Genomic DNA, 21,685 nt, shown 5'->3' on the forward strand with positions numbered 1-21,685 from the left:
CCAGCCCAACCGCCGAGTCGCATGCGTTCTGGGCCGGAGGGCGCAACGGCGAGTTGCTGATCACCCGCTGCCATGGTTGCGGCCACTTCTTTCACCCGCCGGGGCCGGCCTGCTGGCGTTGCCGAAGCACAGACGTTGCACCGGAGCCCGTCTCCGGACGGGCAGCCGTCGCGGCGTATACCGTCAACCGCCAGAGCTGGATTCCGGGTTTCGATCCGCCATACATCGTGGCGATGGTCGAGCTTGCCGAGGAGCCCGATACACGGCTGATTTCGAACGTGGTCGACGTTGCCCCGGACGAGATCAGCGTCGGGATGGCCGTCGAAGTTTTTTTCGAAGACTGGACCGCGTTGTCGGGCGAGGAAGAAAGCCGGGTGTGGTTGCCGTTGTTTCGGCCGGTCAAAAACTGATCACGTCCCTGGGCCAGATGCTGCTAATGTGACAGTCAACTGTCAAACCGTCGATGAGGACGTGAGATGACCAGCCAAGCCTTGCCCGTCACGCTGCGCTCGCCCGCGGACCTGACACCAGCCGTTCTGACCTCGCTGCTGCGTCGCCACCGGCCCGCGGTGACGGTCACCGACGTGCGGGTCCGGACCACCTGGCAAGGGACCACCTCACACATCCACCTCGACGTGGACTACGCCGATGACGACACCGGCTTACCTTCAAAGCTTTTCGTCAAGACACAACTTGGCACGGTGCACGATCTTCCCGCCGCGGTCGACGAGTCGCTATCGGAGGGCGGCGGCGGGACGGTTATGTTGGATGACGAGACGAAGTTCTATCGCAATCTTCGTGACGACCTCGACGTCGAGACCATGACGACCTACTTCGCTGAACATCTCGACGGACCGTCCCAGTTCCTGGTGATCGGCGAAGACATCACGATGCGCGGAGCACGGGTGCCCGACGCGGAGGCCGGTCTGCCCGTCGAGCAGGTCGACGAGCTGCTGGCGACGTTGAGCCGTGTGCACGCCCCGTTCTGGGCGAATCCGAGGCTCGATGGGCGCGGCGACCTGGCGTGGCTGCAGCATCCCGTCACCGGAGGGTTCGCAGAATTCCTGCGCACCAATGGATTCGCGATTATCCGTGCGTTCATCGACATTCCCTATAAGCGGGAGCTTCTCAACGCAACCGGCGCCGACATGGACAGTATGGAGGCAGCGTTCTGGACCCTGCAGGATCGCGTGGCTCACGATCCGATCACGCTGTTGCACGGGGACCCGCACCCGCGCAACACATATGTTCTCCCCGACGGCCGAGTGGGGCTACTGGACTGGCAGTTGGTGCGGCGGGGCTCGTGGTCCCACGACGTCGGATACGCATTGATCGGCGCGCTGCCGCCTGCTTCGCGTCGCGAGCACGAGCGTGAACTGCTCGACAACTACCACGGGCGACTGCTCGATGCCGGTGTCTCATCCGTGCCGGATCGCGAGCAGATGTGGACCGCCTATCGGCAGAGTCCGGCGTGGGGGTTTTGCATGTGGGCCATTACGCCCGATCAGATGTATTCCGTCGAGATCGTGCGTGCTGTGCTTGGCCGCTTCGCCGAGGCCTATTCGGACCTCGACACCGGTAAGTTGCTGAGCTGAGGAACGGCACCGTTTCCGAGAAGTCGGTCGGACGCCGCGAACCAGGTCGATGAGGCACGAGTAGGGTTGGCGCACAACATCGGTGGGCCGGCCGAGCGCTCACCGGCGTAGTGGTGCAGGACGTTCGGCTCGCGCCATCCTTCGGGCTGGGGCTATTGGTTATTCCAGACCGTCTCCGGTCTGGCCTGCAGCAGATGAACCTCACCGGAGGCATCCACGGCCCACTCGACGTCCACGGCGTACCCGGCGTTCTGCTCAATTTGTAGGGCGAGGCGCGCAACCCGTAGCAGCGTGTCGTCATCGAGGCTGGGTGCGTCGCCCTCGCCGGGGGCGAGATCGACAATCCTGACCGCCCCGGACTCGTACCGATGGGCGCGAGTCTGGCGCGCAATCTCCCGCCTGCGCACGCATAAGGCGGCCTTATCGACCCAGGCGCTGTCGGTTTCCACATCGCCGTTGACCACGCCTTCACCCAGGCCGAGGGCTGACGCGATATAGATCTGGTCACGGTCTCCCGTCACCGGCTCCAACGTCATCGTCACCCCCGCCGCCACGGCCGGCACCATTTGCTGAACAACCACCGCCATCGCGACATCATCGGAAGCCACGTTGAACCGCCGGCGATACCCGATCGCCCGCGTTGTATACAGACTTGCCCAACAACGGACAACGGCATCAAGCAGCGCGGGCTCACCCTCGATCCACAGATAGGTATCTTGCTGACCGGCAAACGACGCCTCGGCCGTGTCCTCGGCGATCGCGCTTGACCGTACCGCCACTGGTCCGCCACCGATCTGGGCGTAAGCCTCCACAACCTGGACAGCGAGGCGCTCCGGGAGGGCGACTTGATCGAATAACGCGGTGATTGCCGCCGACCGGTCCCGGTCGGTACCCGTTGTCGTCAGTAGTTCGGCGATGCGTGGCGCCACTCCAGCGGCGGCAACGGCCTCGCGGTAGGCGCTCACGGTGATTACAAACCCTGGGGGAACCGACAGACCTTGTTTGGTCAGCGCCCCAAGGCCTATCGCCTTGCCGCCTACCTCGGCCCCTAGCTCCGAACTACACCGATGCAGCGGAACGACATGCATCGCCATGTGTTCCGCCCGGTGCGTACCTTCTGCCAAACCCCGGTTGTTAACCGTGCCGGCGGGCTTTTGACCAGTTGTCATAGTGGTCGCCTACCTCTACTTGATGACGAATTCAGGTATGCGATAACCGCTGTCACCGAGGTCGACGATGCGCATCTGCACCGGTTGCCCGATTCGGACATCGGCTGGATCCGCATCGATGACCGCATTGATCCGCAGACCCGGCTGCTCCACGAGTTCGACGAGCCCGACGACGTAAGGGGGCACGCGTCCGGGAACGAGCGCCTGGCGCACCACAATGTAGCTGAAGATCGTGCCGTCGCCGCTGACTTCCTCGAAGTGTACGGGGCCACCGGTGTAGCGGCTCCGTTCCAACGGCGGGTGGATCCACTTGCCGGTGTCGTCGCAGCGACACAGCATCAACTTGCCGGCCTTCAGACCCTCCCAGTAAGGCGCCGTATCGGGGTCAGGCACTGGAACCGGTGCCGCCAGTGCAGGATTCGTCACGGATGCTCCCTGCTGTAGATGTTCGCACCGCCGAAAGGCCCGCCGCCCGCGGTCACTAATGCCAGTTGGGCGTCGTCGACCTGCCGCACGCCAGCTGCGTGCCGCAATTGAAGCGCTGCCTCGTAGTGGTGGTTGAGGCCGTGGATATAGCCTTCGGACAACAGCCCACCGTGCGGGTTGACCACTACGTCACCACCGTAGGTGGCGCGTCCGGTCGAAAAGAATTTACCCACTTCGCCTTTTTCGCAGAAGCCGAATCCCTCCATGGTGGCCATCACGGTGTAGGTGAAGCAGTCGTACATGCACGCCACGTCCATGTCGAAGGGACTCAGGCCTGTCTTCTCCCAGATCTTCGGTCCCGCTGTGCGCGAGTACATCTCGGTGGGGTCGTCCCATTCGGTCCAGCCGGAGCCTCCCTGCGAGTTCGACGACCCGACGAGCCACATCGGGGGTTGCTTCGCGTCGCGGGCGATGTCTTCGCCGGCGATCAGCACAGCTACCGCGCCGTCGACCTCCGATGTGCAATCCAGTACCCGGAACGGCTCGTTGATCCAGCGCGCGGCCAGATAGTCATCCATAGTGAGGGGTTCGCGACGCAGCGCGTGCTCGTTGGGTCCCGCGTGGTTGCGTTGGGTGATTGCGATGTGGCCTAAATCCTCGCTCGTTGAACCGAATTCATGTTGGTGACGCCGGGCCCACATCGCGAACCACTGCGGCGGCACCATGAATCCGGAGGCCGTGTCGAACTGGTCGTGGTGCTGCACCTGCATCGGCCCCTCGACGTGACCGAACCGGTAACCCGAGCGACCGTTGAGCGACCGGTAGACCAGCACGGCCTTGCACATGCCGGCCTCAATCACCGCAGCGGCGGTGGCGATTTGGTCGGCCACCAGGTTGCCGCCACCGTACATGGCATTGGCCCAAGCTAGTTCGTCGATACCCAACGCCCACCCGACAAAGATCGGCTGCTCAGAGTCATTGGCCATGAAAGTGCAGATACCGTCGATATCGGTCGGCTTTAGTCCGGCATCGGCGATGGCGTCGCGGCAGGCGGCCACGGCCATGGCGCGGGTCGTGCGGCCGGAGTTGCGGGAATACTCGGTACGGCCGATCCCGACGACGGCACAGGTCATCTGGCTCTCCAATCTACTTGGGCGCCGGATCGCGCGGCAGGCCCAGAATGCGCTCGGCGATCAGGTTTCTGACGATCTCCGACGTGCCGCCTGCGATCGTCAGGCACCGGCTGAACAGATAATCGTGCACAACCTGTTGTTCCTCGCCGACCAAGATGGCGCGGCCCGCGAGACGCAGTCCCAACTCGGCCACGCGCTGGGCGTGCTCGGCCCCGAACAGCTTGGCGATGTTGCCTTCGATTCCGGGTCCGGCGTCGAAGACTGCCCGCGCCGCCTGCCGCAGATTCAGGGTGGCCAAGGTATACGACTCGATCAGCAGTGCACCGACCTCGCGCGCGACACTACTGTCGTCGGGCCGGTGCCGTGCCAGCAGATCGATCAAAGTGTCGGCGGTCATGGTGACCGAGCCTCCGCCGATGGACACCCGCTCGTTGCCGAAGGCCGCCATCGCCACGCTCCAGCCGTCGTTGACGGCGCCGACCACATCACGATCGGGCACGAAGACGTCGTCGAAAAACACCTCGTTGAACAGCGTCTCGCCGGTGATCTCGGTGAGTGGGCGAATCCGCACCGCCGGGTCGGCGAGGTCAATGATCATCGCCGTAATGCCTTTGTGCTTGCGCACGTTCGGATCGGTGCGCACAGTGGCCAGTCCGCGCTGGCAGTTCACCGCGTCGCTGGTCCATACCTTCTGACCGCTGACCACCCAGCCGTCGTCGACGCGCCTGGCCTTCGTGGCTACCGCCGCCGCATCGGAGCCGGCGCCAGGTTCGCTAAACAGCTGGCACCACCGCAACTCGCCCTCGAGGCTCGGCCAGATCAATCGCTCGATCTGTTCGCTGCTGCCGTGCTGGAGCAGCGTCGGCACCACCCATTCACCCAGTCCGAGGCTCGGCTTGTCCAAACCGCCCAAGGCGTCCTCGATGATCAACTGCTCGACGCTGTCTGCACCACGCCCGTACGGGATGGGCCAATGCGGTTGCAGGTAACCGCTGCGCGCCCAGAGCCTTTGGCGATCGTCGGCGTCGGACGCCTCGAGTTCAGAGCGGAAATCCAGTGCGGCCTGGCGATACTGCTCGGCGCCCTGGGGTAGGTCCACCGAGTGCCGCCGACGCATTCCGCTGCCTTGCAGCGCGATAACCTTGTCCCGCAAAGCATCCTGGTCACCAACGAAGGCCTGCAACACGGTGGCCCGCCTGATGTAGAGGTGGGCGTCGTGCTCCCAGGTGTAGCCGATGCCGCCGTGCACCTGCACGTTCTGCAACGCCACCCGCTGATAGGCGGTCAGCGCATGCCCGGCTGCCATCGTCGCGGCCAGCTCAGCCTCCGCGCCAACGGCGCGGGCGGCGTCCCAGGTAGCCGCGACGGCCAGCTCGGTATCCACCAGCATGTTCGCGCAGTGGTGTTTGACCGCCTGAAAAGAGCCAATAGGCCTGCCGAATTGTTCGCGGCCGGCGGCGTAGGCCGTCGCCATCTCGGTACACGCACCCAGCCCGCCAACGGCTTCGGCCGCGGCCAGCAGCCGAAGAATGCGCACCGCTGCCCCGGCGGCGGCCGGGAAGACGTCGGCGACCTGCACGGAGCTCAGGCTGACCACGACAACCGGTGCAAGTAGCCGGTCCACCGAGTCGACGCATCGTGTACTGACGCCGTCACCGGCCTGCACCAGAACGAGGTCGTCACCCGCGGGCAGCAGGAACAGGTCTGCGCCCGCCTCGGCCAGTGCCGGCGCCCCGGTGGCCGAGACCTGCGAATCGTGAACAACAACATCGCCTTTGGTGCCAATGCCCGCGATCACGTCACCAGACACCAGCCGCGGTAACCACCGCTCTCGCTGCCCGTCGGTCCCTACTTCGGCGATCACCGCGGACACTGCGACGGTGGGCAGAAACGGTCCTCCCAGCGCGGCGCGACCGAGCTGCTCGAGCACAATCGTCAATTCAGGCAGTCCGTAACCCTGACCGTCGAACCGTTCGTCGATGTGCAGGCCAAGCCACCCGGTGGAGACCATCTCTTTCCAGAGTCCGTCGGTAGACCACCACCGACCGCCTTTGTCACGGTCGAGCAGGATCCGGCGTGCACTCACGGTGCCGGCGCGCCCGGCCACCATCGCGCCCGCCACGTCGGCGAGCGCGCGATGCTCCTCGGTTATCGCTAAGGGCATTGGCAGTTCTCCGTTATGTTCACCATGAGTTGCCAAACTGCTCGCGGTGGGTCACCGATGTCGCCGGGCGGCGGCGCGGTGGCGAGAGCTTGCGTGCGGGCGGGCCTACGTAGACCGCCGCCATTGGGATCAGGTTCTGGGGCAGTTGCAGCAGTTCGCGGACGCGATCGACACCGAAGGTGGTCAGGCCGGTAGTCAGACACGAGCCATAGCCGAGGTCGGCAGCGGCGAGCAGCATGTTCTGCACGGCCGGGTAGATCGATGACGGTGCGTAGACCTCGGGCACGCGATCGGTATCGGCGCACACCACCACCACGACCGGCGCCGCGGCGAAGCCGCCCTTGCTGAAACCGAATTCAAGGTCGGCGACCAATACCTTGTCCTCAACGCTATACCTGACGTAGTCGCCGCCGCCCGCGTTCCACGTCTCCGTCCACCAAGCCGCTAGCAGCGCACGGTTGCTCTCGTCGCGGACCACGATGAACGTCCAAGGCTGGGTGTTCTCCGCGCTCGGCGCATGTACCGCGGCCGCCAGCATCTGCTCGACATCGGAGTCAGGTACCTTGCCGTCCGGATCGAAACGCCGACACGCACGCTGGGCGTGGATGCCCGCGAGCAACTCGCCCACTAGCGCTCCGCCAGTACACGTTCGCCGCGCGGCGCCCATCCGGTGAGGGAAACAGTGGTCAGATCGAGCCACTCCCCCAATGACAGCGTGCCGGCCATCACGCGCTTGAGGAACTGCGCCATGACGATCTCGGGGTCGTCGTCCAACTCGTAGATCACCATGTAACGGTGCGTCGGCGGCGGTAACTGAGCTGGCAGGTCCTCATCGTTGGGCACCTTCAGTTCGGTGATGTCGTAGCGTTGCGCCGCAACGACTCCGGGAACATCGAGAACCTCGGGCACATGCTGGGCGTCGTACCACTTGTTGAAGGCGTCATCTTCGCCTTCGATCGGGTTGGTAAGAGCTATAAACAGGTTCGAAGCCACGCCACACGCCTTTCTCGACGTCCAGGGTCCTTTGCCACATTATGACAGTCGACTGTCATAGTCAACGACGCGGCGGTGCGGTGCGACTCGACCTCTCGAGGTAGGCGTAGCCGGTCTCCCCGCCCCACGTCAGCTCGGCCCAGCTGACGGTGTAGGCCCGCGCCGGATCCACCAGCCCGTAGGGCAGGCCCTCGGCCATCGACAGCCACAGCGACGAGCAGATGGTGCCCGTGATCGGTTGACCGTCGAGCTTGCAGTTAAATTGCTCACCGTCGCGCTGCAACATCGCCGGTGGCGGGATCTCCTCCAGTTCCACGTGTCGCAGTGAGCCGTGGGTTACCGCGTAAGCACCCTGCAGCGTGGTACGCCCATCTCGGGCCCAGTACCTGCAGAAACCGAATGCGCGGCCGCTGGGCATGGCTCCCCCGGCGATGACGTGGCCGCCCCAGTCGGTGAGGGTGTCGGCACCGCGTGGTCCACGCGAATGATCGCGCCAGCCGCCACCATCGAACAGGAACGTCTCCGATCCTACGGTGACCTCGCCGACGACACGGGTGAGCTGCTCGTAGTGTTCTCTGGCCCAGCTCTGTTCGGCCATTCCCGCGCCCGACTCGGTCAGCGGACTGGCCTCGGCGTCCCACACCGGGGTCACACCGTGCACCTCCAGATCTAGCCGGACGTGGGTCTTAGGCCCGTCGGACAACGGAGCGCTGCGCATCGCGTCATAGGTAGACCGCAGACAGAATCCGTCAAAAGTGATGCGCCACTTGACGAACGGCTCTTCACAGCGGAAGGCCAGGCTGGCTCCTGCGGGCCGACGCTCGGGCACAGTGCGGTGATACGCCCACATGGACAAGACTCCCTGGTCCGCGGGCAGCGCGATGAGGACACGGTCCTCCCACATCTCCCACATGTCGGCGACGGTGCCCAGATGCAGCCACATGCCGACGTCGTGCACAGGGTCGTAGGGCGTGAACAGCAGATTTTCGGTCCAGCAAGACACCGGCGGGCAAGTGGTCACGACTTGCTCCTTGGCCACGGGCAGACCCGAGGAGAGCGCGCCCGGCTCGACGCTCACTTCTCCACCATGGCCCGAGACCGGACCAGCACCACGATCTCACCGGTGGTCCCGTCCACCCTCACGACGTCGCCGCTGCGTAATGCCCTGGTGCCGTTCCCCGTTCCGACCACGCACGTGATACCGAGCTCGCGCGCGACGATCGCCCCGTGACTGGCGGGACTGCCCATGTCGGTTACCAGGGCACCCGCAAGCGAGACCAAGGCGGTCCAGCCAGGGTCGACGAACTTGCAAACCAGTACCTCGCCGTCGTCGAGGGTGTCGTGAGATTCCGCATCGACCACCACCCTTACGGTGCCTTCGAAGACCCCTGGGCCTGCGGGTGTTCCGTGAACGACGGCATCCGCTGGAGGCGGTTCGCACGACATCTCGATAGCCTCGGGCATCCCGGTGAAAACCGACGGCACCTCAAGGCGCCGGTACTCCTCGCGCCGGCTTCGACGAAACTCCACCAAATCGCGCACGTTCGCAGGAAGCGGAGCCAGCAGTTCATCCACAGTCAGGTAACAGGCGTCGTCAATCCGATCCAGCGTCCCGGCATCGACCAACTCAGCACCGAACCCGCCGGCGGCCGCGCGGCATCCATCAACGGCGGTCAGGAATGAGGCCTTGGTCAGTTCCACGGCTCGCACCTGTGCCCCAGTCAATGCCAGCAGCCGGCGCACCAATAGGCGTCTCGCCGGGGGAAGCGTTGAGAGCAAATCGGTCTCGGCGTGCCGGCGCGTCGATGCTGCACGTTCTGCGCGCACCGCCGGGCGGTCGGCCTCGGGCCTGCCGCTGTGGGCGGCGGCAGCACGCAGGACCGCTTCTGGGTCCTCCCGCCATGAATGCCCGATCACATTGCCCTCATTGGGGCCATGGAACCCGTGCCGAGAAAGAAACTCGTCCACCGTAATCCGTCGGTGCCCCAACGACCACACGTCATCGGCCAATTCGGTTTCGATCACGCCGCCGTACCCGGCCAACAGTGCGGGCACCAGATCACCACGACCCGCCTTGACGGCGATCGATTCGACCTGTGCGCGACACACATTGAGGATCAGCCGGGTGCGGACATGTACCCGCATCGCCGCACTGAACCGGTGCGACGAATCAGTCAGCAGAGTCCGCGGATCGGGCCATCGTCCATTTAGCACGGTTGCCCGCCACCAGTTCATCTGGCGTTGGTGCAAACGGACCGGAGCAGACCGCTCTCGCACCTGCACCAACGGCGCCTTGACGACGACTGCCGGCAACCGGCGGGGGTCGCTACGGGTCGGAGCCGCATCGGGCCGCACTGCGCCCAACAAGTCGCGTTCGAAGTCGTCACCGGTCATTCCGGGCAGCAATCCGGCGAGTTCGCGGGCGCGATCGACGTTCATCGCTTGTCTGCCAAAGAAGCAGGCGGTGCTCCACTGATTCGGGTCGTCGGGTACCCGAAGTGCCGATGACCCCAGCACGCCGAAGTCGTAGAGGCCGCCGCGGGAAGCGAATTCGACACCGGTCCCCCACAGTGACCAGCACAGCGGGGAGAGGATATCGGGCGTCGCTTCGCCAACGTTCGTCAGAGTCCAGAGGCGATCAGGTTCGCTCCTGCCCCGGATCGGATCGGTTAAGGGCACCGCGGGGCCGGTATGCATGGTTCTCCTGCTCGCATATCTTGACAGTAGGCTGTCGTATCCGCATACGAGTATCGCATCAGACTAGCTGCTGTGTCAGCAGATTTGAATCTACGGACGCGGCAGCCCCGTGCTTGACGGGCGACAGTAGACTGTCATAATGAGCGAGTCGCTCGGCCTGGCGTCGGATCATTCAGTCAACGCTCCGCCAACGGGCATGAAATCGGAAGGTGCCAGATGAGATTCGCCGTGTACCTACCCAACTGCATGCATGTCGCAGCGATCACGCAGCCGTGGGAACACCAGCTCACCGGCGCTGATATCGCGCGAGCTGCCCAACGCGCCGAGCAGCTGGGCTATTCGATGGTGTTCCTGCCCGAACACTTCCTCACCCCGACGGGTCATGTGGAGTTGTCCGGGGACCACTACTTTGACGCCACCACTGCCCAGGCCTTCGTCGCGGGCGCAACTTCGACGATCACCATTGGGTCGATGGTCACGATTTTGCCGTTGCACAACCCGATCATCGCCGCGAAACAGATCGCAACGTTCGATTGGCTCAGTGGCGGTCGGGCCCAGACCACTGTCGGTGTCGGTTGGCTCAAGGAGGAGTATGACGCGATCGGCGTTCCCTTCTCCCAGCGTGGCCGTATAGCGGACGAGTGTCTTGAGGCGATGTTCGAGTTGTGGCACAGCGATTCGCCAAGCTTCGACGGCGACTTCGTCAAGTTCGACGACATCGCATTCGGGCCCAAACCAATCTCCAAACCCCACCCGACAGTGTGGATGGGTGGGGACGCCGACGCGGTGCTGCGCCGCGCGGCTCGGTTCGGCAACGGCTGGGCGCCATGGCTGACCAAGCCCGACGAACTGCCCGCCAAGATGGACTACCTACGCTCGCAGCCCGGGTTCGACGACCGGCCGTTCTCCCTGTTCTACAGCCTTGCGGTGCTGTCGATCGGTCAGGAGCACGCCGTCGTCGACGACCCCAATGCCCATTTTGGCCAGAGCGCCCAGCAGGTCATCGACAACTGCAACATGCTGGCCGAGCGTGGCGTGACGGACACCTGGGTCAACCCGCCCGCGTTGGACGGGTTGAATGCCTACCTCGACCACATGCAGTGGGTGGCTGAGGAAATCATCCCGAAGGTCGGATGAGGCTTCGCGCCACGACCGTCAGATTTACTGACCCCGCGATGACGGCTTGATGTTCAGCGGAACCGATTGCAGCGACATCGTCCCAGTCGGCCACGGCATCTGTGGCGGCTTGCCTTGAGCCAGAGTGTATTCGGGTATGCGGGAGTGCCATTCCTCGAGGATGAGTCGGAGTTCGAGACGCGCCAGATGCGAACCCAGACACCGGTGCGGTCCACGTCCGAACGCGAAGTGCACAACCTTGCTGTCGAGATGAACCTCATCGGCTTCCTGATACCGCCGCGGATCACGATCGGCGCTGCCATAACTGAGCATGACCGTGGTGTCCTTCGGCACGACCCTGCCCGCCACCTCGACCTCCTCGGTGGTGACACGTGGTGCGAAAGGAACAGGTCCGTCGACGCGCAACATATCCTCGATGAACGCGGGAATGAGCCCGAAGTCGTTCGCGATACGGCGGCGCATCTTGGTGTCGGCCGCGAGCCTGGCCAGAGAAAACCCCACCGCAGAGGTGACGGTGTCGAGCCCGGCCAGCACGAACATGAAACAGAGGCCGAGGATCTCGTTGTCGGACATGCCACCCTCGTCGGTGTCTTGTATCAGCTGGGTGAGCATGTCGTCGCCGGTCGAATCGGCGCGCCGCTCGGCGATGTGCTCGGTTAGATAGGTGAACAGTTCCAGCGCGTGAGCCATCACCTCCGGGGTCGCCTCGGTGCTACTCGGATCGGTGAATTGCAGAATCGCATCCTTCCACTGCACCAGCCGGTCGCGGTCCGCCATGGGTAGCCCGAACAGCGTCAAAAACACCTGGGAAGGAAACGGTGTGGCGAGATCGGGCACCACATCGCACTCGCCGCGCGCGACGATGGCGTCAATCAACTCCCCGGCCTGCCTGCGTAATTCGGACTCACGCTCAGCCATCTTCTTGGGGCTGAAGAACGGATCAAGCATTCGGCGGAACCGGGTGTGATCCGGCGGATCTATCGCGATCGGTACCAGCGGGACCGGGCTTCCCAGGCGGTCGAAAGCTTTTGCCGATGAGAAGATCTCAGGTCGCTTGGCCGCGAACTCGACGGCCTCGGCGCTGGTGAGCACGACCTCTTCGCCAGAACTCACCGCCTCGCCGGCCTCCCGCAGTTCCCGCCACGCGCGCGTGCGGTCCTCCGTGAAGGGCAGATCGTTGATGTTCAGCGTTCCGGTGATGCCGAGCTCGGTCATTGAGACCAGGTCCTCTCTGCCCGCGCCGGTTAGCGCTCAAATTTCACTATGACAGTGCACTGTCATATATTGGAAGTATCGTTGGTATCACAACGAGTGTCAACGATGTGCCGGCACCCAGAGTCGTTGTACTGTCGAGACACCCAGACTTGAAAGGGGATGGCGGATGGCCCGGGGCGATCGATCACCGCGGGACGCGCATGCGGACCGGATCCGCAATGCTCTGCTGAATTCGGCCCTGAACCTGTTCAGCACCAACGGTTACGACGAGACCACCACGGACCAGATCGCCGAGAGCGTGGGCGTTTCGCCGAGAACCTTCTTCCGCTACTTCCCGACCAAGGAGTCGGTGCTTTTCTTCGGCGAGTACGACTTCATCGACGCCGTGAGCGGTGTCTACCTCGCTCAACCGGACAAGGTGTCAGATTTCGAGGCGTTGGCGAATTCCTTCGCGTTGCTGGCGCCCGGCCTCAAGCGCATCCGTAAAAGGATCGGTCAGTACCACGACGCTGTCGCGTCGTCGCTCGTGCTGCTAGGCCGCGAGCGGAAAAACCATGAGGCCAACGCCGAGACCGTCGCCAAGGTGATCGCCGAGCGACGCCGATTGCCGGCACCCGACACCGAATGCCGGCTCTTGGCGGCCGTCGGCATGCTGCTGGTCGAGCGGGCCCTCAACCAGTGGTTGTCGACACCGGGCCGCTCGCTCGAGGACCTGATCCGCCAGGAGTTCGCCGCTCTGCCCGCGGTGCTGAAGTAGCGCGACCTAGCGATCGCCGAAACGGGTGCCGTCGGGACAGTGTCGAGGTGTGCCTGGTCCGCAAAACTGCGTGCGCAGATAGCTGGGGTAGGTCTGGGTAGGCCCGGCGTAGAAGCCGGCGAGGTTCACCGGCACGTCGTACACACCTATTGCCACCGCGTGCAGAAACCCGGTCACCGCGAGCGCCCTCAGCAGTCCTCTGACCCGTGGTCCGGCCCACCGCAGCGTCTCCACACCCGCCTCCACCCGGACCTGGCCGGCGCGGTTGCGAAAGAACATCAGCGCTCCGCTGGAGCTGAGCACCAGCGACCACAGGAGGGGTCCGTAGAGCGGTATCTGCATCGTCTGACCCGCCCAGAGCGTGACGCCGGGAATCGACGCCGGATAGCCGAGCAGGCCGTGGCGCACCGCAAAGATCTCGAGCGGAAACTCGATGACGTACACCGCAAGCCAACCGGTGCAGAACGTGCGGACGGGCCCCAGCATCGGCCACCGGTGCCGCGCTCGCCCCATGGTCCATCGGGCGATCGAGCCCATAGCCAGCGGCATCCAGATGTAGATCATTCCGATCATCAGCACCGGCTCGGCCATCAATCGACCGTCCGGGCTGAGCCAGCCGGGGATGTTTTGCGTCCAGTTACCGAAGTTGACCAGGCCGGCGTTGTAGAACAGCACCGGCTGAAACCAGTTGATCAGGGGGTCGTGCCACCATGCGATCGCCGATCCGATCACGATGGCGGCTTCGACGCAGAGTTGACGTTCGCGCAGGCTTTTGCGGACGACGTAGCCGATGGCGACCAGAGCGAGTAGCGGGCAGACAATCTGGAAGACCGCGATCGCGACCTGGGTGCCGCCCGGGATCGGATCAGGACCCGGACCCACCGGTAATGCGTTCCCCGCGATGATCCATGACGCGTAGACGTAGGCGGCAACGACGACGCACACGGCGCCGACACTCGACCAGAACAGCACTGGCCGAATCGTCTTGATCTGCGGGGGCTCGACGGCCGATGGCTCTGTCCGGCTAGAGGACTTCAGATCCGTCACTTGGTAGCTCCTTCGGCACGTCCTAACCAAAGATGACAGTTCACTGTCATAGAGTCAACGTCCGGCATCGAGCCGGGCTGCTAACGGTACAGCCGGTTTATCAGCGCGGCGGTGTCGAGATCCTCGACGGCCGTGCAGGCCCGCCGGAAGGCAGCGACGGAATTCTGCTGTGCCTGCAGACCCGGCCAATTGATCGTCATCGCTGTCGCATCCCAGGCTTCGGCGGCGAAAAGGCGGTACAAGTCGAACGCGGTGTCGAAGGCCGGTACGTCCTTCACTCCGTAAGCACGCAGACCCTGCAGGTATCGCTCGATGAGATCGCGCTCCGCAGCGCGACGCATCTCCGGCTCCAGCCCGGTGGTCATCCAGTAGGACACCTCCCGCAGTCCCGGCCCCCGCCAAACCACTTGCCAGTCAAGAAGTCCGGACCGTCCGTCAGCCCAAGCGAAGGTGTTGCCCAGATGCGAGTCGCCGTGCAAGAGGGTCAACGGCCCCGACTCGAACTCCCGGTAATAGGCATCGGCATGCGTGTCGAGAGCCGCCGCGACAGCCCGCACGGCAGGCGTTACCTCGGGACGCTCCCGGCGAAGTGCCCCGCGGCGGCCTCGCGAGTAGAACATCTTCAACACGCCGTATCCCGGCCGGGTGCTCCACGTTCGAACCCACGACAGATCCCCTACCAACCGCGGGCTCTCCCAAAATCGGGCATGCAAAGTCGCAAAGACGTCGATCAGTCCCTGCGCGTGGCCGATGTCGCACCTGTCGGCCAATGCGTACGGCCGACCGCCGGCGCCAACGATATCCTCGAGAACGATCAGGAATCGCGCTCCGACCCCCGCACGCGCATACCAGGAGCGCGGGGTGACTCCGGCGAGTTCGTCGGCGGCCTCGTTGTAGAAGCGTGCCTCGTTGACGGCCATCCCCAATGCCGCCACCATCGTGCGGTTCTTTGCAGACAGCGGGGTGCTCTTGAGAAACAGACGGTCGGGCAGTCCCGCTGTCCGACCCGAGTCGTTCCATTCAACCGCCAGGCGCCGACGGTCTGTCGTACCCGTTGTGCCGTCCAGCGGTGAAATCCGCTGCGCCACAGCACCCGGCGTCGTACTCGCCAGGTGCCTCGTCAACCATTCGGCCGTGACATCCGCCGCTGACGACGGGCCGGATCCGGGCAGCGTCGGCAAGACTGCGGCGACAAGCTCGCCCGCCGCGGTGAGATTCGCTGCCGCCGCGCTGGCACGATGCCGCAGCGTTCGAGTCGTCACGGAGCGGCACCCCCATTGCAGATTCAGGTGACAAACAACATGTAGTGAACTAGGTTACACATGTACCAAAAACGTGTTGGACTCCGCTCCAACACTTGCTCGTTGAGAGGCAACGATGCTGTCAGCCGCTTCGGATCTGGCACCACCCGCGACCGTCGAACCATCCGGCGTGTGGTTCTTCAACTGGGTCATCCCCATCGTCGGGAGCATCTTCATCGTGCTGGCAATAGCCGACGCGATTCGTCGCCGACGCCTGACCTGGGGGTTCCTGTTCCTCTTCAACAGCCTTGCGGTGTATTGGATGGAGACCATCGGCGACTGGGGCCAGATGCTCTTCTACAGTCCGTTGTTTGCACAACACCACGTGCTCGAGTGGCTGCCTGTCAAGACCCCACACGATCCGCTATTCATGCCGTTCGCCTACGCGGTGTACTGGGGCGTGCATGCGCTGCTGGTGCTGTGGCTCAGCCAATGGGTTTCCATCCGGTTCGGTTGGAGCATGCTCAAATCGATGGTGATACTTGCTATTCCGGTCAACTACGTCTGGGACTTCGTCGTCGAGGGCACGGCGACGGCGATGGGCTGGTGGACGTATGACCCCGGCATCGGGCCCGTGCTCCAATGGGGCAACGGCGGGCGCATCACATTGCTCTGGACGATCGGCATCATGTGTGTGTGGCCCAACTTGATCGCCTACTGGGCCGGCAAACCGCCGATACGTGGCCTCAACCACTTCGAGCGATTCTGCCGATTGGATCGATTCACCATGCCGAAGGTCATTCCGCCTCCTCCCGGCGACACCGTCGCTGCCGGCTCGGTCGCCGTGGCCACCAAGCAGGTGCAACCGACCAAGCAGCATGAGTTCGACGCGTGGCTGAACTACGAGGTCACCATTCCGCGCTGGCGCTTCGAATTCCTGCGGCTCGGTGCCTGGTTCATCGTCTTCCAGGTCAGCTTCTTTGTGTTCCTTGTCGTTCCGCTCCTGGTGATGCGCGCGGCTACCGGCGCCGACAGCCCCTACGTTCCGTGATTTGAAGGGACCTCGATGTGAAAGAGCTGCCGGCGGAATTCTTCCTTCCGCCACAGAGCAACGCCGCCCTGTGGCGCGAGACCGTCAAACTGGTCGGAGGATCCTTAACTTTTCTCGTCGTTCTCGGCGTCATCGTTGCGCTCACTCAGGGCATCGTCATCGCGATGTGACGTCGCGGCAGGGGCCCGAACAGCTCCTGGGGCACACGATGGTGATCTGCGCCGCCTTGCCGACGAGCCTTAGTGCCCCTTACCGGCCAATCCGTTTGCTCCGCGGGTGACGACGAATACCTGTCACCACCGCGACCTCTGGGACGCGTCACCGAAGAAGAAAGTGAGGCGAAACGCTCAGAACTGCGCCATGCCCTGGTCGACCGACAAACGGGTGGCCGTTACGAAGCGCGACTCGTCAGAGGCCAGCCAACACACCGCGGCCGCAACGTCTTCCGGCTCGCAGGCCCACTGTGGAAGGAACGGCGTCCCCATGTTGTTGAGAGCGGGGTTGGTTTCGATCGCGGCAAACAGCGCGGCGATCATGTCCCCGCCCCCCATCGGCGTGTTGACCGGCCCGGGGTGCACGCTGTTGACCCTGATTTCGTGCTTGCCCAGCTCTGCGGCGAAGGCCCGGGCCATGCCTGTGACGGCATGCTTGCTGGCGGTGTAGTGCACCATGTAGGGCTGCACCTTCACCCCAGCATAGGAGCTGATCAGGATGATCGACCCGCCGCGGCCACCGTCGATGATCCGTTGCGCACCGGCCATCACGGTGTTCCACGTACCCGTCACATTGACGTCGATGATGTCGCGAAACGCTTCTGGGGTGATCTCGTTCCATGGCGACGGGATGCAGATCCCGGCGTTGGCCACGATGACGTCCAATCGCCCGTAGGCTTCGACGCCCTCGTTCACAGTGGTTCGTAGCGCGTCCAGATCGCGGATGTCCGTGGCGGTAGCCAAGATTCGGCTACCTTTCGCTTTGACCAACTCCACGGTCTCGGCGAGGTCGTCTGCGGTTGCCGATGGGTAACGCACTGATTCGGGCAACGGGCCGGCGAGGTCGACGGCGATGATGTCGGCCCCTTCTTCAGCCATCCGCACCGCGTGTGCGCGGCCCTGGCCCCTGGCGGCACCGGTGATGAATGCGACCTTGCCCGCGAGTCGACCCGTCATCAGGGTGTTGCTCCGGTCGCTGAGTCGACGGCGTCGAGCTCCAGCGGACCCTCCCGTACAGCGGTGCCCAGCAACCCGAGTTCCACGCCCGCCTCGGCGGCGGCCTCGCGGCATGCCGCGATGTCCTTGCGCAGGAACGGTCCGGCCAGCTCGGCGAACCGGTCCATCCCGCCGATGCGGTGGGCGTGGGCGGCCGCATGACTGTTGGCGCTACACACTCGCAGCGTGGACAACAGCACGTCGGAATCGACGCCCAGCTGGCCACCCAGTTGGGTTGCGGCTGCCAGGAGTTGGGCGTTGGCGGCGAACAACAGGTTGTTGATCAGCTTGAGCGCCAACGCGCTGCCCAGCACACCGGTCGGCACTACCGGGTCGGCGTAGGCGGCCAGGATCGGCGTCACGGCGGAGACCGCGTCCCCCGGTCCCCCGATCAGCACCGTCAACGTACCCGCGGCGATGTCGTCCGCGGTCCCGCTGACCGGGGCGTCGAGGATAATCGGCGCCGTGGGAGAACCGTCCGACAACGCCTCGAGCGTGGCCAGTGTGCCTGTCGTATGAGAGACGAACACCAAGCCCGGCTTCGCGTTGGCGATAAAACCGTCTGGCCCGACGCCGGTTTCGCGCAGCTGCGCGTCGGAGAACAGGCATGAGATGAGGAAGTCGCTGCCGCGCGCCAGGCCGGCCACCGAATCGGCGATCGCTGCACCCTTCGCCTCCAGTCGTTGGCGGGCCTCCTCGCGCCGGGCGTAGACCAGCACGTCGTGGCCGGCGCCGAGCAACCGCTCGACCATGGGTTCTCCGAGTTGTCCGGCGCCGAGGAATCCGACGGTATTGGTCATTGCTCTCCTCTAAGCGTCGGCGGATACGGCGCGGCGAGCGGCCACCGATCCTGGGGCGATCCACTGCGATGACGACGAACCCGGAGTCGCCAGGTGCTCGCCAAAGCTGTACCCGGGGTAGCCGTCGATGTCAATGTGCCAGTAGTGCTTGTCGTATGTACCCCCGGCGAGACAGAGCAGCACGCCACGCACGTCCGCAGGATGCTGAGGCAGAAACCGCCATGCCTCCTGAGTCAGTTCCTCATCGGACCCAACGCCTCTGGTGACGTCGAACGTCAACGAACGTCGCATGCACGCTAACCCGTCACATCTCGGCCGATCAGCTGTCGGGCTATCACCCACTGCAGCACTTCATTTGCGCCCTCGAAGATCTCGAGAATCTTCGCATCCCGGTAGAGCTCTTCGAGCCGGAACGTCTCACCCGTCTCCGACACCTTGCGAGCGAACCCATACCCGCCGTAGACCTGGATCGCGTCACGGGCCAGGTCGGCGGCCAGCCGGGTGGCGAACGACTTGGCCATCGACGCCTCAGGCTCGGCGTGACGCTCCCCGCTATCGACTCGCAGCGCCGCCTTTTGATACAAGTTTCGCGCGCACTCGAGCTCAGTGGCACGTTCGGCGAGCCGGTATTGCCAATGTTGCATCGCACCAAGGGGCTTGCCGAACACGTGGCGCGTGCGCATCCGCTCGACCGCCAGATCGAGGGCAGCCTGCGCGACGCCCACTCCAGCAGCGGCGATACCGATGCGGCCGTAGGTCAGCGTGGCAAGAGCGACCGACAATCCGTTGCCCGGCTCCCCCAGCACATTCGCGCGCGGGACGACGACTTGGTCGAAGACGATGTCCGCGGTGAGCTGGCCGCGGTGTCCCATCTTCAGGTCGGGCGTGCCGATTCTTATGCCGGGGCTGTTCTTCAGATCGATGGCGAGCATCGTCATGCCTCGCCCGCTGCGGCACAGCACCGCGACCCAGGCGGCCACTGGACTGTTGGTGATCCAGCGCTTTCGCCCGGTCACCACGAAGCCGTCGGAGGTCTCCTCGGCGACCGTCTGCATCGCCTCGACGGACAAATCGCTGCTGGCATCGGGTTCGGTTGTGGCGAAGGCGAAGACGAGGTCACCGCTGACGAGTCCAGGAACGAGCTTTGCCTGCAACTCGCTCGAGCCGAACGACAACGCCTTTGGCGCCAGGATGCACTGGCCGTCGTACACGCCCGCCATGCTGCTGCTGTGATAGGCGATCTCCTCGGTCGCCGTGCAGGTACCGAGCAAGGGGTACTGCAGGCCACGGCCGAATTTCGGGCCGAACGGGATCGCGAAGACGCCCTCGTCGGCAAGTCCGCGAAAAGCCTTCCATGGAAAGCTGTCCGCGGTCTCTTCGCGCTGGCCTATCTGAGCGGCGTGGGGTGCGACGGCCTTCTCGACGGCGAGTCGGACTTCTGCTCGCAGTTCGACGATTTCCGCGGGAAGCCCGATGTCGTGCCAGATCCTGTCCTGTGCGCGTGGCAGGCTCACGTCACTGCCACGTCAGGTTCAATGAATCCACGCCGAACACCTGTCCGCCGTGTTCGATGGGTTGCCCGGCGACTTCGTAGTCTGGAATGCGCTTGTGCCACTCCTGCAGAACCACCACCAGCTCCTGGCGGGCGAGGTGCGAACCCAGACACCGGTGCGGCCCACCGCCGAAGGACAGGTGACGCGTAACGCCGCGGTCGAGGTCAACCTTGCGGGCATCAGGGTAGGCCGCCTTGTCGCGTCCGGCGAAGGCAAGCGGGAACGCCGCCATGTCGCCGGCCTTAACAGGGCATCCATGAAAGTCCATGTCCTGCGTTGCCTTTCGGGCTGTTTGCACGATCGGATAGACCCGTAGCAGCTCCTCAACCGCCCTTGGGATGAGCTCGGGTTGGGCGACGATCCTGGCACGGTCGGCAGGATGGGTGGCCAAGTGCAGCATGGCGTAGGAGAGCTGATTGGACACCGTGTCGAGCCCGGCCATGAACAGCAGTAGCAGACAGTTCAGCAGCTCGAGGTCGTTGATCGGCTGGCCGTCGATGGTCCAGTCAATCGCCTTGCTGACGATGTCGTCAGCCTGCGGATCACGATCCTCCCGGCGCTGTTGAATCAGACCGGAGAAGTAGCCCATCACCTGCTGCATGCCCTCGAAACGGGCGGCGTTCACCTCCTCGCCTACGCCGCTCTGATGCAGAATTTTGTCTTCCCACGCCATGAACTGCTCGAGGTCCTCGACGGGCATGCCCATGATCGTCAGGAACACCGTGGACGGGAATACACGCGAGATCCGTTCGACGAAGTCGCATCTACCCTCGCCGACGACCTGCTCGATCAGTCCGGCGGCGAGGCTCTCCTGCGCATCGCGCAGGCCCTTGACGCGTCCGGGCGAGAAGTACTCTGCCAGCACATGACGCCACTTGGCGTGGTCGGGCGGATCGATCATGATAGGAATCCACTTGTAGGGCGGTTCCGGTTCGGTCGGCACGATGACGCTGCTGGACCAGAGCTCCGGGTGCTGGAGTCCATCCAGGATCACCGAGTTGTCTGTGAACACCCAGTACTCCGCCCCCGCCTCGCTGTTGCGAAAGACCGGGCCGCCCGCGTCCTGACACTCGTCCAGCCGCCGGAAGTGCGTCAGCGCGGGACTACCGGCCGTGTTCATCTCCAACTCTTTGACGGGACAGACTGCGCTGGGCTGACTCTCGATCATGTCGTCCTTCTGTGCTGCCGTGCTCGAGGGGACACCTGGTCCGTGGTGGGAACCCGTCGACGTGCCCTCCGCTGAGCGGTGTGGCAGCCAGCTGACTGCCAGATTCAACTGGGTGTCGCCGGGCCAGCGGCACCCGACGCATAGAACTAGGTTAACTATGTTACCGTCCGGTGCACAAGCCCCGAGCTTGTTCGTCTACTGGCGCTGCACACACGAGTTGAATTCCACCTTCATTTTGATGCGCGAAGGCACCATAATCAGCTATACATTTATATGTTCCCCACGACTACACAAGCTCGTAACCCGGTAAAGACGTTGTGTGATGCATCCG

21 protein-coding genes are annotated in these 21,685 nt (G+C 64.2%); 6 read left to right on the top strand and 15 right to left on the bottom strand.

The genetic code is table 11. From position 1 onward, the window contains the following. The first annotated feature begins 53 nt into the window (after window positions 1-53). Both OCQ_RS13575 and OCQ_RS13580 read left to right on the top strand, forming a co-directional pair. Entirely contained in the window at window positions 54-410 is a 357-nt protein-coding gene (locus OCQ_RS13575) for a Zn-ribbon domain-containing OB-fold protein (protein WP_407937421.1), read from the top strand. Window positions 411-476: 66 nt separating this feature from the next. Beyond that, entirely contained in the window at window positions 477-1,595 is a 1,119-nt protein-coding gene (locus tag OCQ_RS13580) for a phosphotransferase (protein WP_014384887.1), read from the top strand. Between the two features lie 152 nt (window positions 1,596-1,747). On the opposite strand, the gene OCQ_RS13585 is transcribed toward OCQ_RS13580, so the two are convergent. The 8 genes from OCQ_RS13585 to OCQ_RS13620 form a co-directional block, all read right to left on the bottom strand. Then, window positions 1,748-2,764, bottom strand: coding sequence for a PEP/pyruvate-binding domain-containing protein (locus OCQ_RS13585; protein ID WP_080588018.1), 1,017 nt, complete (start codon window positions 2,762-2,764; stop codon window positions 1,748-1,750). Between the two features lie 15 nt (window positions 2,765-2,779). Next, complete coding sequence (locus OCQ_RS13590) at window positions 2,780-3,190, bottom strand: Zn-ribbon domain-containing OB-fold protein (protein ID WP_041784994.1); 411 nt, start codon at window positions 3,188-3,190, stop codon at window positions 2,780-2,782. Then, entirely contained in the window at window positions 3,187-4,323 is a 1,137-nt protein-coding gene (locus OCQ_RS13595; protein ID WP_014384890.1) for a thiolase C-terminal domain-containing protein, read from the bottom strand. The genes OCQ_RS13590 and OCQ_RS13595 overlap by 4 nt, the downstream gene beginning before the upstream one ends. Window positions 4,324-4,336: 13 nt before the next feature. Further along, a complete protein-coding gene (locus OCQ_RS13600) occupies window positions 4,337-6,487 on the bottom strand; it encodes an acyl-CoA dehydrogenase (protein ID WP_014384891.1) in 2,151 nt (716 codons plus the stop codon). A 19-nt stretch (window positions 6,488-6,506) separates the two neighbouring features. Further along, window positions 6,507-7,115, bottom strand: a complete 609-nt coding sequence (locus OCQ_RS13605; RefSeq protein ID WP_014384892.1) for a nitroreductase — start codon at window positions 7,113-7,115, stop codon at window positions 6,507-6,509. Beyond that, on the bottom strand, window positions 7,115-7,480 hold the full coding sequence (locus OCQ_RS13610) for a DUF4286 family protein (RefSeq protein WP_014384893.1): 366 nt from the start codon (window positions 7,478-7,480) through the stop codon (window positions 7,115-7,117). Before OCQ_RS13610 ends, OCQ_RS13605 begins: the two co-directional genes overlap by 1 nt. 61 nt (window positions 7,481-7,541) lie before the next feature. Continuing rightward, window positions 7,542-8,558: a hypothetical protein gene (locus OCQ_RS13615; RefSeq protein WP_014384894.1), complete on the bottom strand. Its 1,017-nt coding sequence runs from the start codon at window positions 8,556-8,558 to the stop codon at window positions 7,542-7,544. Further along, entirely contained in the window at window positions 8,555-10,177 is a 1,623-nt protein-coding gene (locus tag OCQ_RS13620) for a PEP-utilizing enzyme (protein ID WP_014384895.1), read from the bottom strand. The genes OCQ_RS13615 and OCQ_RS13620 overlap by 4 nt, the downstream gene beginning before the upstream one ends. Before the next feature lie 216 nt (window positions 10,178-10,393). Here OCQ_RS13620 and OCQ_RS13625 point away from each other — a divergent pair, with 216 nt between their 5' ends. Continuing rightward, entirely contained in the window at window positions 10,394-11,314 is a 921-nt protein-coding gene (locus OCQ_RS13625; RefSeq protein WP_041784995.1) for a TIGR03619 family F420-dependent LLM class oxidoreductase, read from the top strand. Window positions 11,315-11,338: 24 nt separating this feature from the next. On the opposite strand, the gene OCQ_RS13630 is transcribed toward OCQ_RS13625, so the two are convergent. Beyond that, complete coding sequence (locus OCQ_RS13630) at window positions 11,339-12,529, bottom strand: cytochrome P450 (RefSeq protein WP_014384897.1); 1,191 nt, start codon at window positions 12,527-12,529, stop codon at window positions 11,339-11,341. Window positions 12,530-12,695: 166 nt separating this feature from the next. Here OCQ_RS13630 and OCQ_RS13635 point away from each other — a divergent pair, with 166 nt between their 5' ends. Continuing rightward, a complete protein-coding gene (locus tag OCQ_RS13635; RefSeq protein ID WP_014384898.1) occupies window positions 12,696-13,286 on the top strand; it encodes a TetR family transcriptional regulator in 591 nt (196 codons plus the stop codon). Window positions 13,287-13,292: 6 nt separating this feature from the next. On the opposite strand, the gene OCQ_RS13640 is transcribed toward OCQ_RS13635, so the two are convergent. Both OCQ_RS13640 and OCQ_RS13645 read right to left on the bottom strand, forming a co-directional pair. Continuing rightward, on the bottom strand, window positions 13,293-14,333 hold the full coding sequence (locus OCQ_RS13640) for a spirocyclase AveC family protein (protein ID WP_014384899.1): 1,041 nt from the start codon (window positions 14,331-14,333) through the stop codon (window positions 13,293-13,295). Between the two features lie 80 nt (window positions 14,334-14,413). Further along, window positions 14,414-15,595 (bottom strand): phosphotransferase, encoded by a 1,182-nt coding sequence (locus OCQ_RS13645; RefSeq protein WP_014384900.1) that lies wholly within the window; start codon window positions 15,593-15,595, stop codon window positions 14,414-14,416. A 115-nt stretch (window positions 15,596-15,710) separates the two neighbouring features. On the opposite strand from OCQ_RS13645, the gene OCQ_RS13650 reads away from it, so the two are divergent. Both OCQ_RS13650 and OCQ_RS26805 read left to right on the top strand, forming a co-directional pair. Continuing rightward, window positions 15,711-16,625, top strand: coding sequence for a spirocyclase AveC family protein (locus OCQ_RS13650; RefSeq protein WP_014384901.1), 915 nt, complete (start codon window positions 15,711-15,713; stop codon window positions 16,623-16,625). Between the two features lie 17 nt (window positions 16,626-16,642). Then, on the top strand, window positions 16,643-16,795 hold the full coding sequence (locus tag OCQ_RS26805; RefSeq protein WP_014384902.1) for a DUF7156 family protein: 153 nt from the start codon (window positions 16,643-16,645) through the stop codon (window positions 16,793-16,795). Window positions 16,796-16,972: 177 nt separating this feature from the next. Here OCQ_RS26805 and OCQ_RS13655 read toward each other — a convergent pair whose 3' ends face one another. The 4 genes from OCQ_RS13655 to OCQ_RS13675 all read right to left on the bottom strand — a co-directional run bounded on the left by OCQ_RS13655 (window position 16,973) and on the right by OCQ_RS13675 (window position 21,354). Continuing rightward, complete coding sequence (locus tag OCQ_RS13655; RefSeq protein ID WP_014384903.1) at window positions 16,973-17,794, bottom strand: mycofactocin-coupled SDR family oxidoreductase; 822 nt, start codon at window positions 17,792-17,794, stop codon at window positions 16,973-16,975. After that, window positions 17,794-18,633 (bottom strand): NAD(P)-dependent oxidoreductase, encoded by an 840-nt coding sequence (locus OCQ_RS13660; protein WP_014384904.1) that lies wholly within the window; start codon window positions 18,631-18,633, stop codon window positions 17,794-17,796. Before OCQ_RS13660 ends, OCQ_RS13655 begins: the two co-directional genes overlap by 1 nt. Before the next feature lie 296 nt (window positions 18,634-18,929). After that, a complete protein-coding gene (locus OCQ_RS13670) occupies window positions 18,930-20,147 on the bottom strand; it encodes an acyl-CoA dehydrogenase family protein (RefSeq protein WP_014384906.1) in 1,218 nt (405 codons plus the stop codon). A 1-nt stretch (window position 20,148) separates the two neighbouring features. After that, on the bottom strand, window positions 20,149-21,354 hold the full coding sequence (locus OCQ_RS13675) for a cytochrome P450 (RefSeq protein WP_014384907.1): 1,206 nt from the start codon (window positions 21,352-21,354) through the stop codon (window positions 20,149-20,151). Window positions 21,355-21,685: the final 331 nt, after the last annotated feature.

It is taken from the genome of Mycobacterium paraintracellulare (assembly GCF_000276825.1).
Classification (GTDB): domain Bacteria; phylum Actinomycetota; class Actinomycetes; order Mycobacteriales; family Mycobacteriaceae; genus Mycobacterium; species Mycobacterium intracellulare.

Excerpts from the sequence above, each read along its gene's own strand:
- OCQ_RS13580 (WP_014384887.1), top strand. The coding sequence starts at position 477 with ATGACCAGCCAAGCCTTGCCCGTCACGCTGCGCTCGCCCGCGGACCTG.
- OCQ_RS13585 (WP_080588018.1), bottom strand. The coding sequence starts at position 2,764 with ATGACAACTGGTCAAAAGCCCGCCGGCACGGTTAACAACCGGGGTTTG.
- OCQ_RS13595 (WP_014384890.1), bottom strand. The coding sequence starts at position 4,323 with ATGACCTGTGCCGTCGTCGGGATCGGCCGTACCGAGTATTCCCGCAAC.
- OCQ_RS13600 (WP_014384891.1), bottom strand. The coding sequence starts at position 6,487 with ATGCCCTTAGCGATAACCGAGGAGCATCGCGCGCTCGCCGACGTGGCG.
- OCQ_RS13620 (WP_014384895.1), bottom strand. The coding sequence starts at position 10,177 with ATGCATACCGGCCCCGCGGTGCCCTTAACCGATCCGATCCGGGGCAGG.
- OCQ_RS13625 (WP_041784995.1), top strand. The coding sequence starts at position 10,394 with ATGAGATTCGCCGTGTACCTACCCAACTGCATGCATGTCGCAGCGATC.
- OCQ_RS13630 (WP_014384897.1), bottom strand. The coding sequence starts at position 12,529 with ATGACCGAGCTCGGCATCACCGGAACGCTGAACATCAACGATCTGCCC.
- OCQ_RS13635 (WP_014384898.1), top strand. The coding sequence starts at position 12,696 with ATGGCCCGGGGCGATCGATCACCGCGGGACGCGCATGCGGACCGGATC.
- OCQ_RS13650 (WP_014384901.1), top strand. The coding sequence starts at position 15,711 with ATGCTGTCAGCCGCTTCGGATCTGGCACCACCCGCGACCGTCGAACCA.
- OCQ_RS13655 (WP_014384903.1), bottom strand. The coding sequence starts at position 17,794 with ATGACGGGTCGACTCGCGGGCAAGGTCGCATTCATCACCGGTGCCGCC.
- OCQ_RS13660 (WP_014384904.1), bottom strand. The coding sequence starts at position 18,633 with ATGACCAATACCGTCGGATTCCTCGGCGCCGGACAACTCGGAGAACCC.
- OCQ_RS13675 (WP_014384907.1), bottom strand. The coding sequence starts at position 21,354 with ATGATCGAGAGTCAGCCCAGCGCAGTCTGTCCCGTCAAAGAGTTGGAG.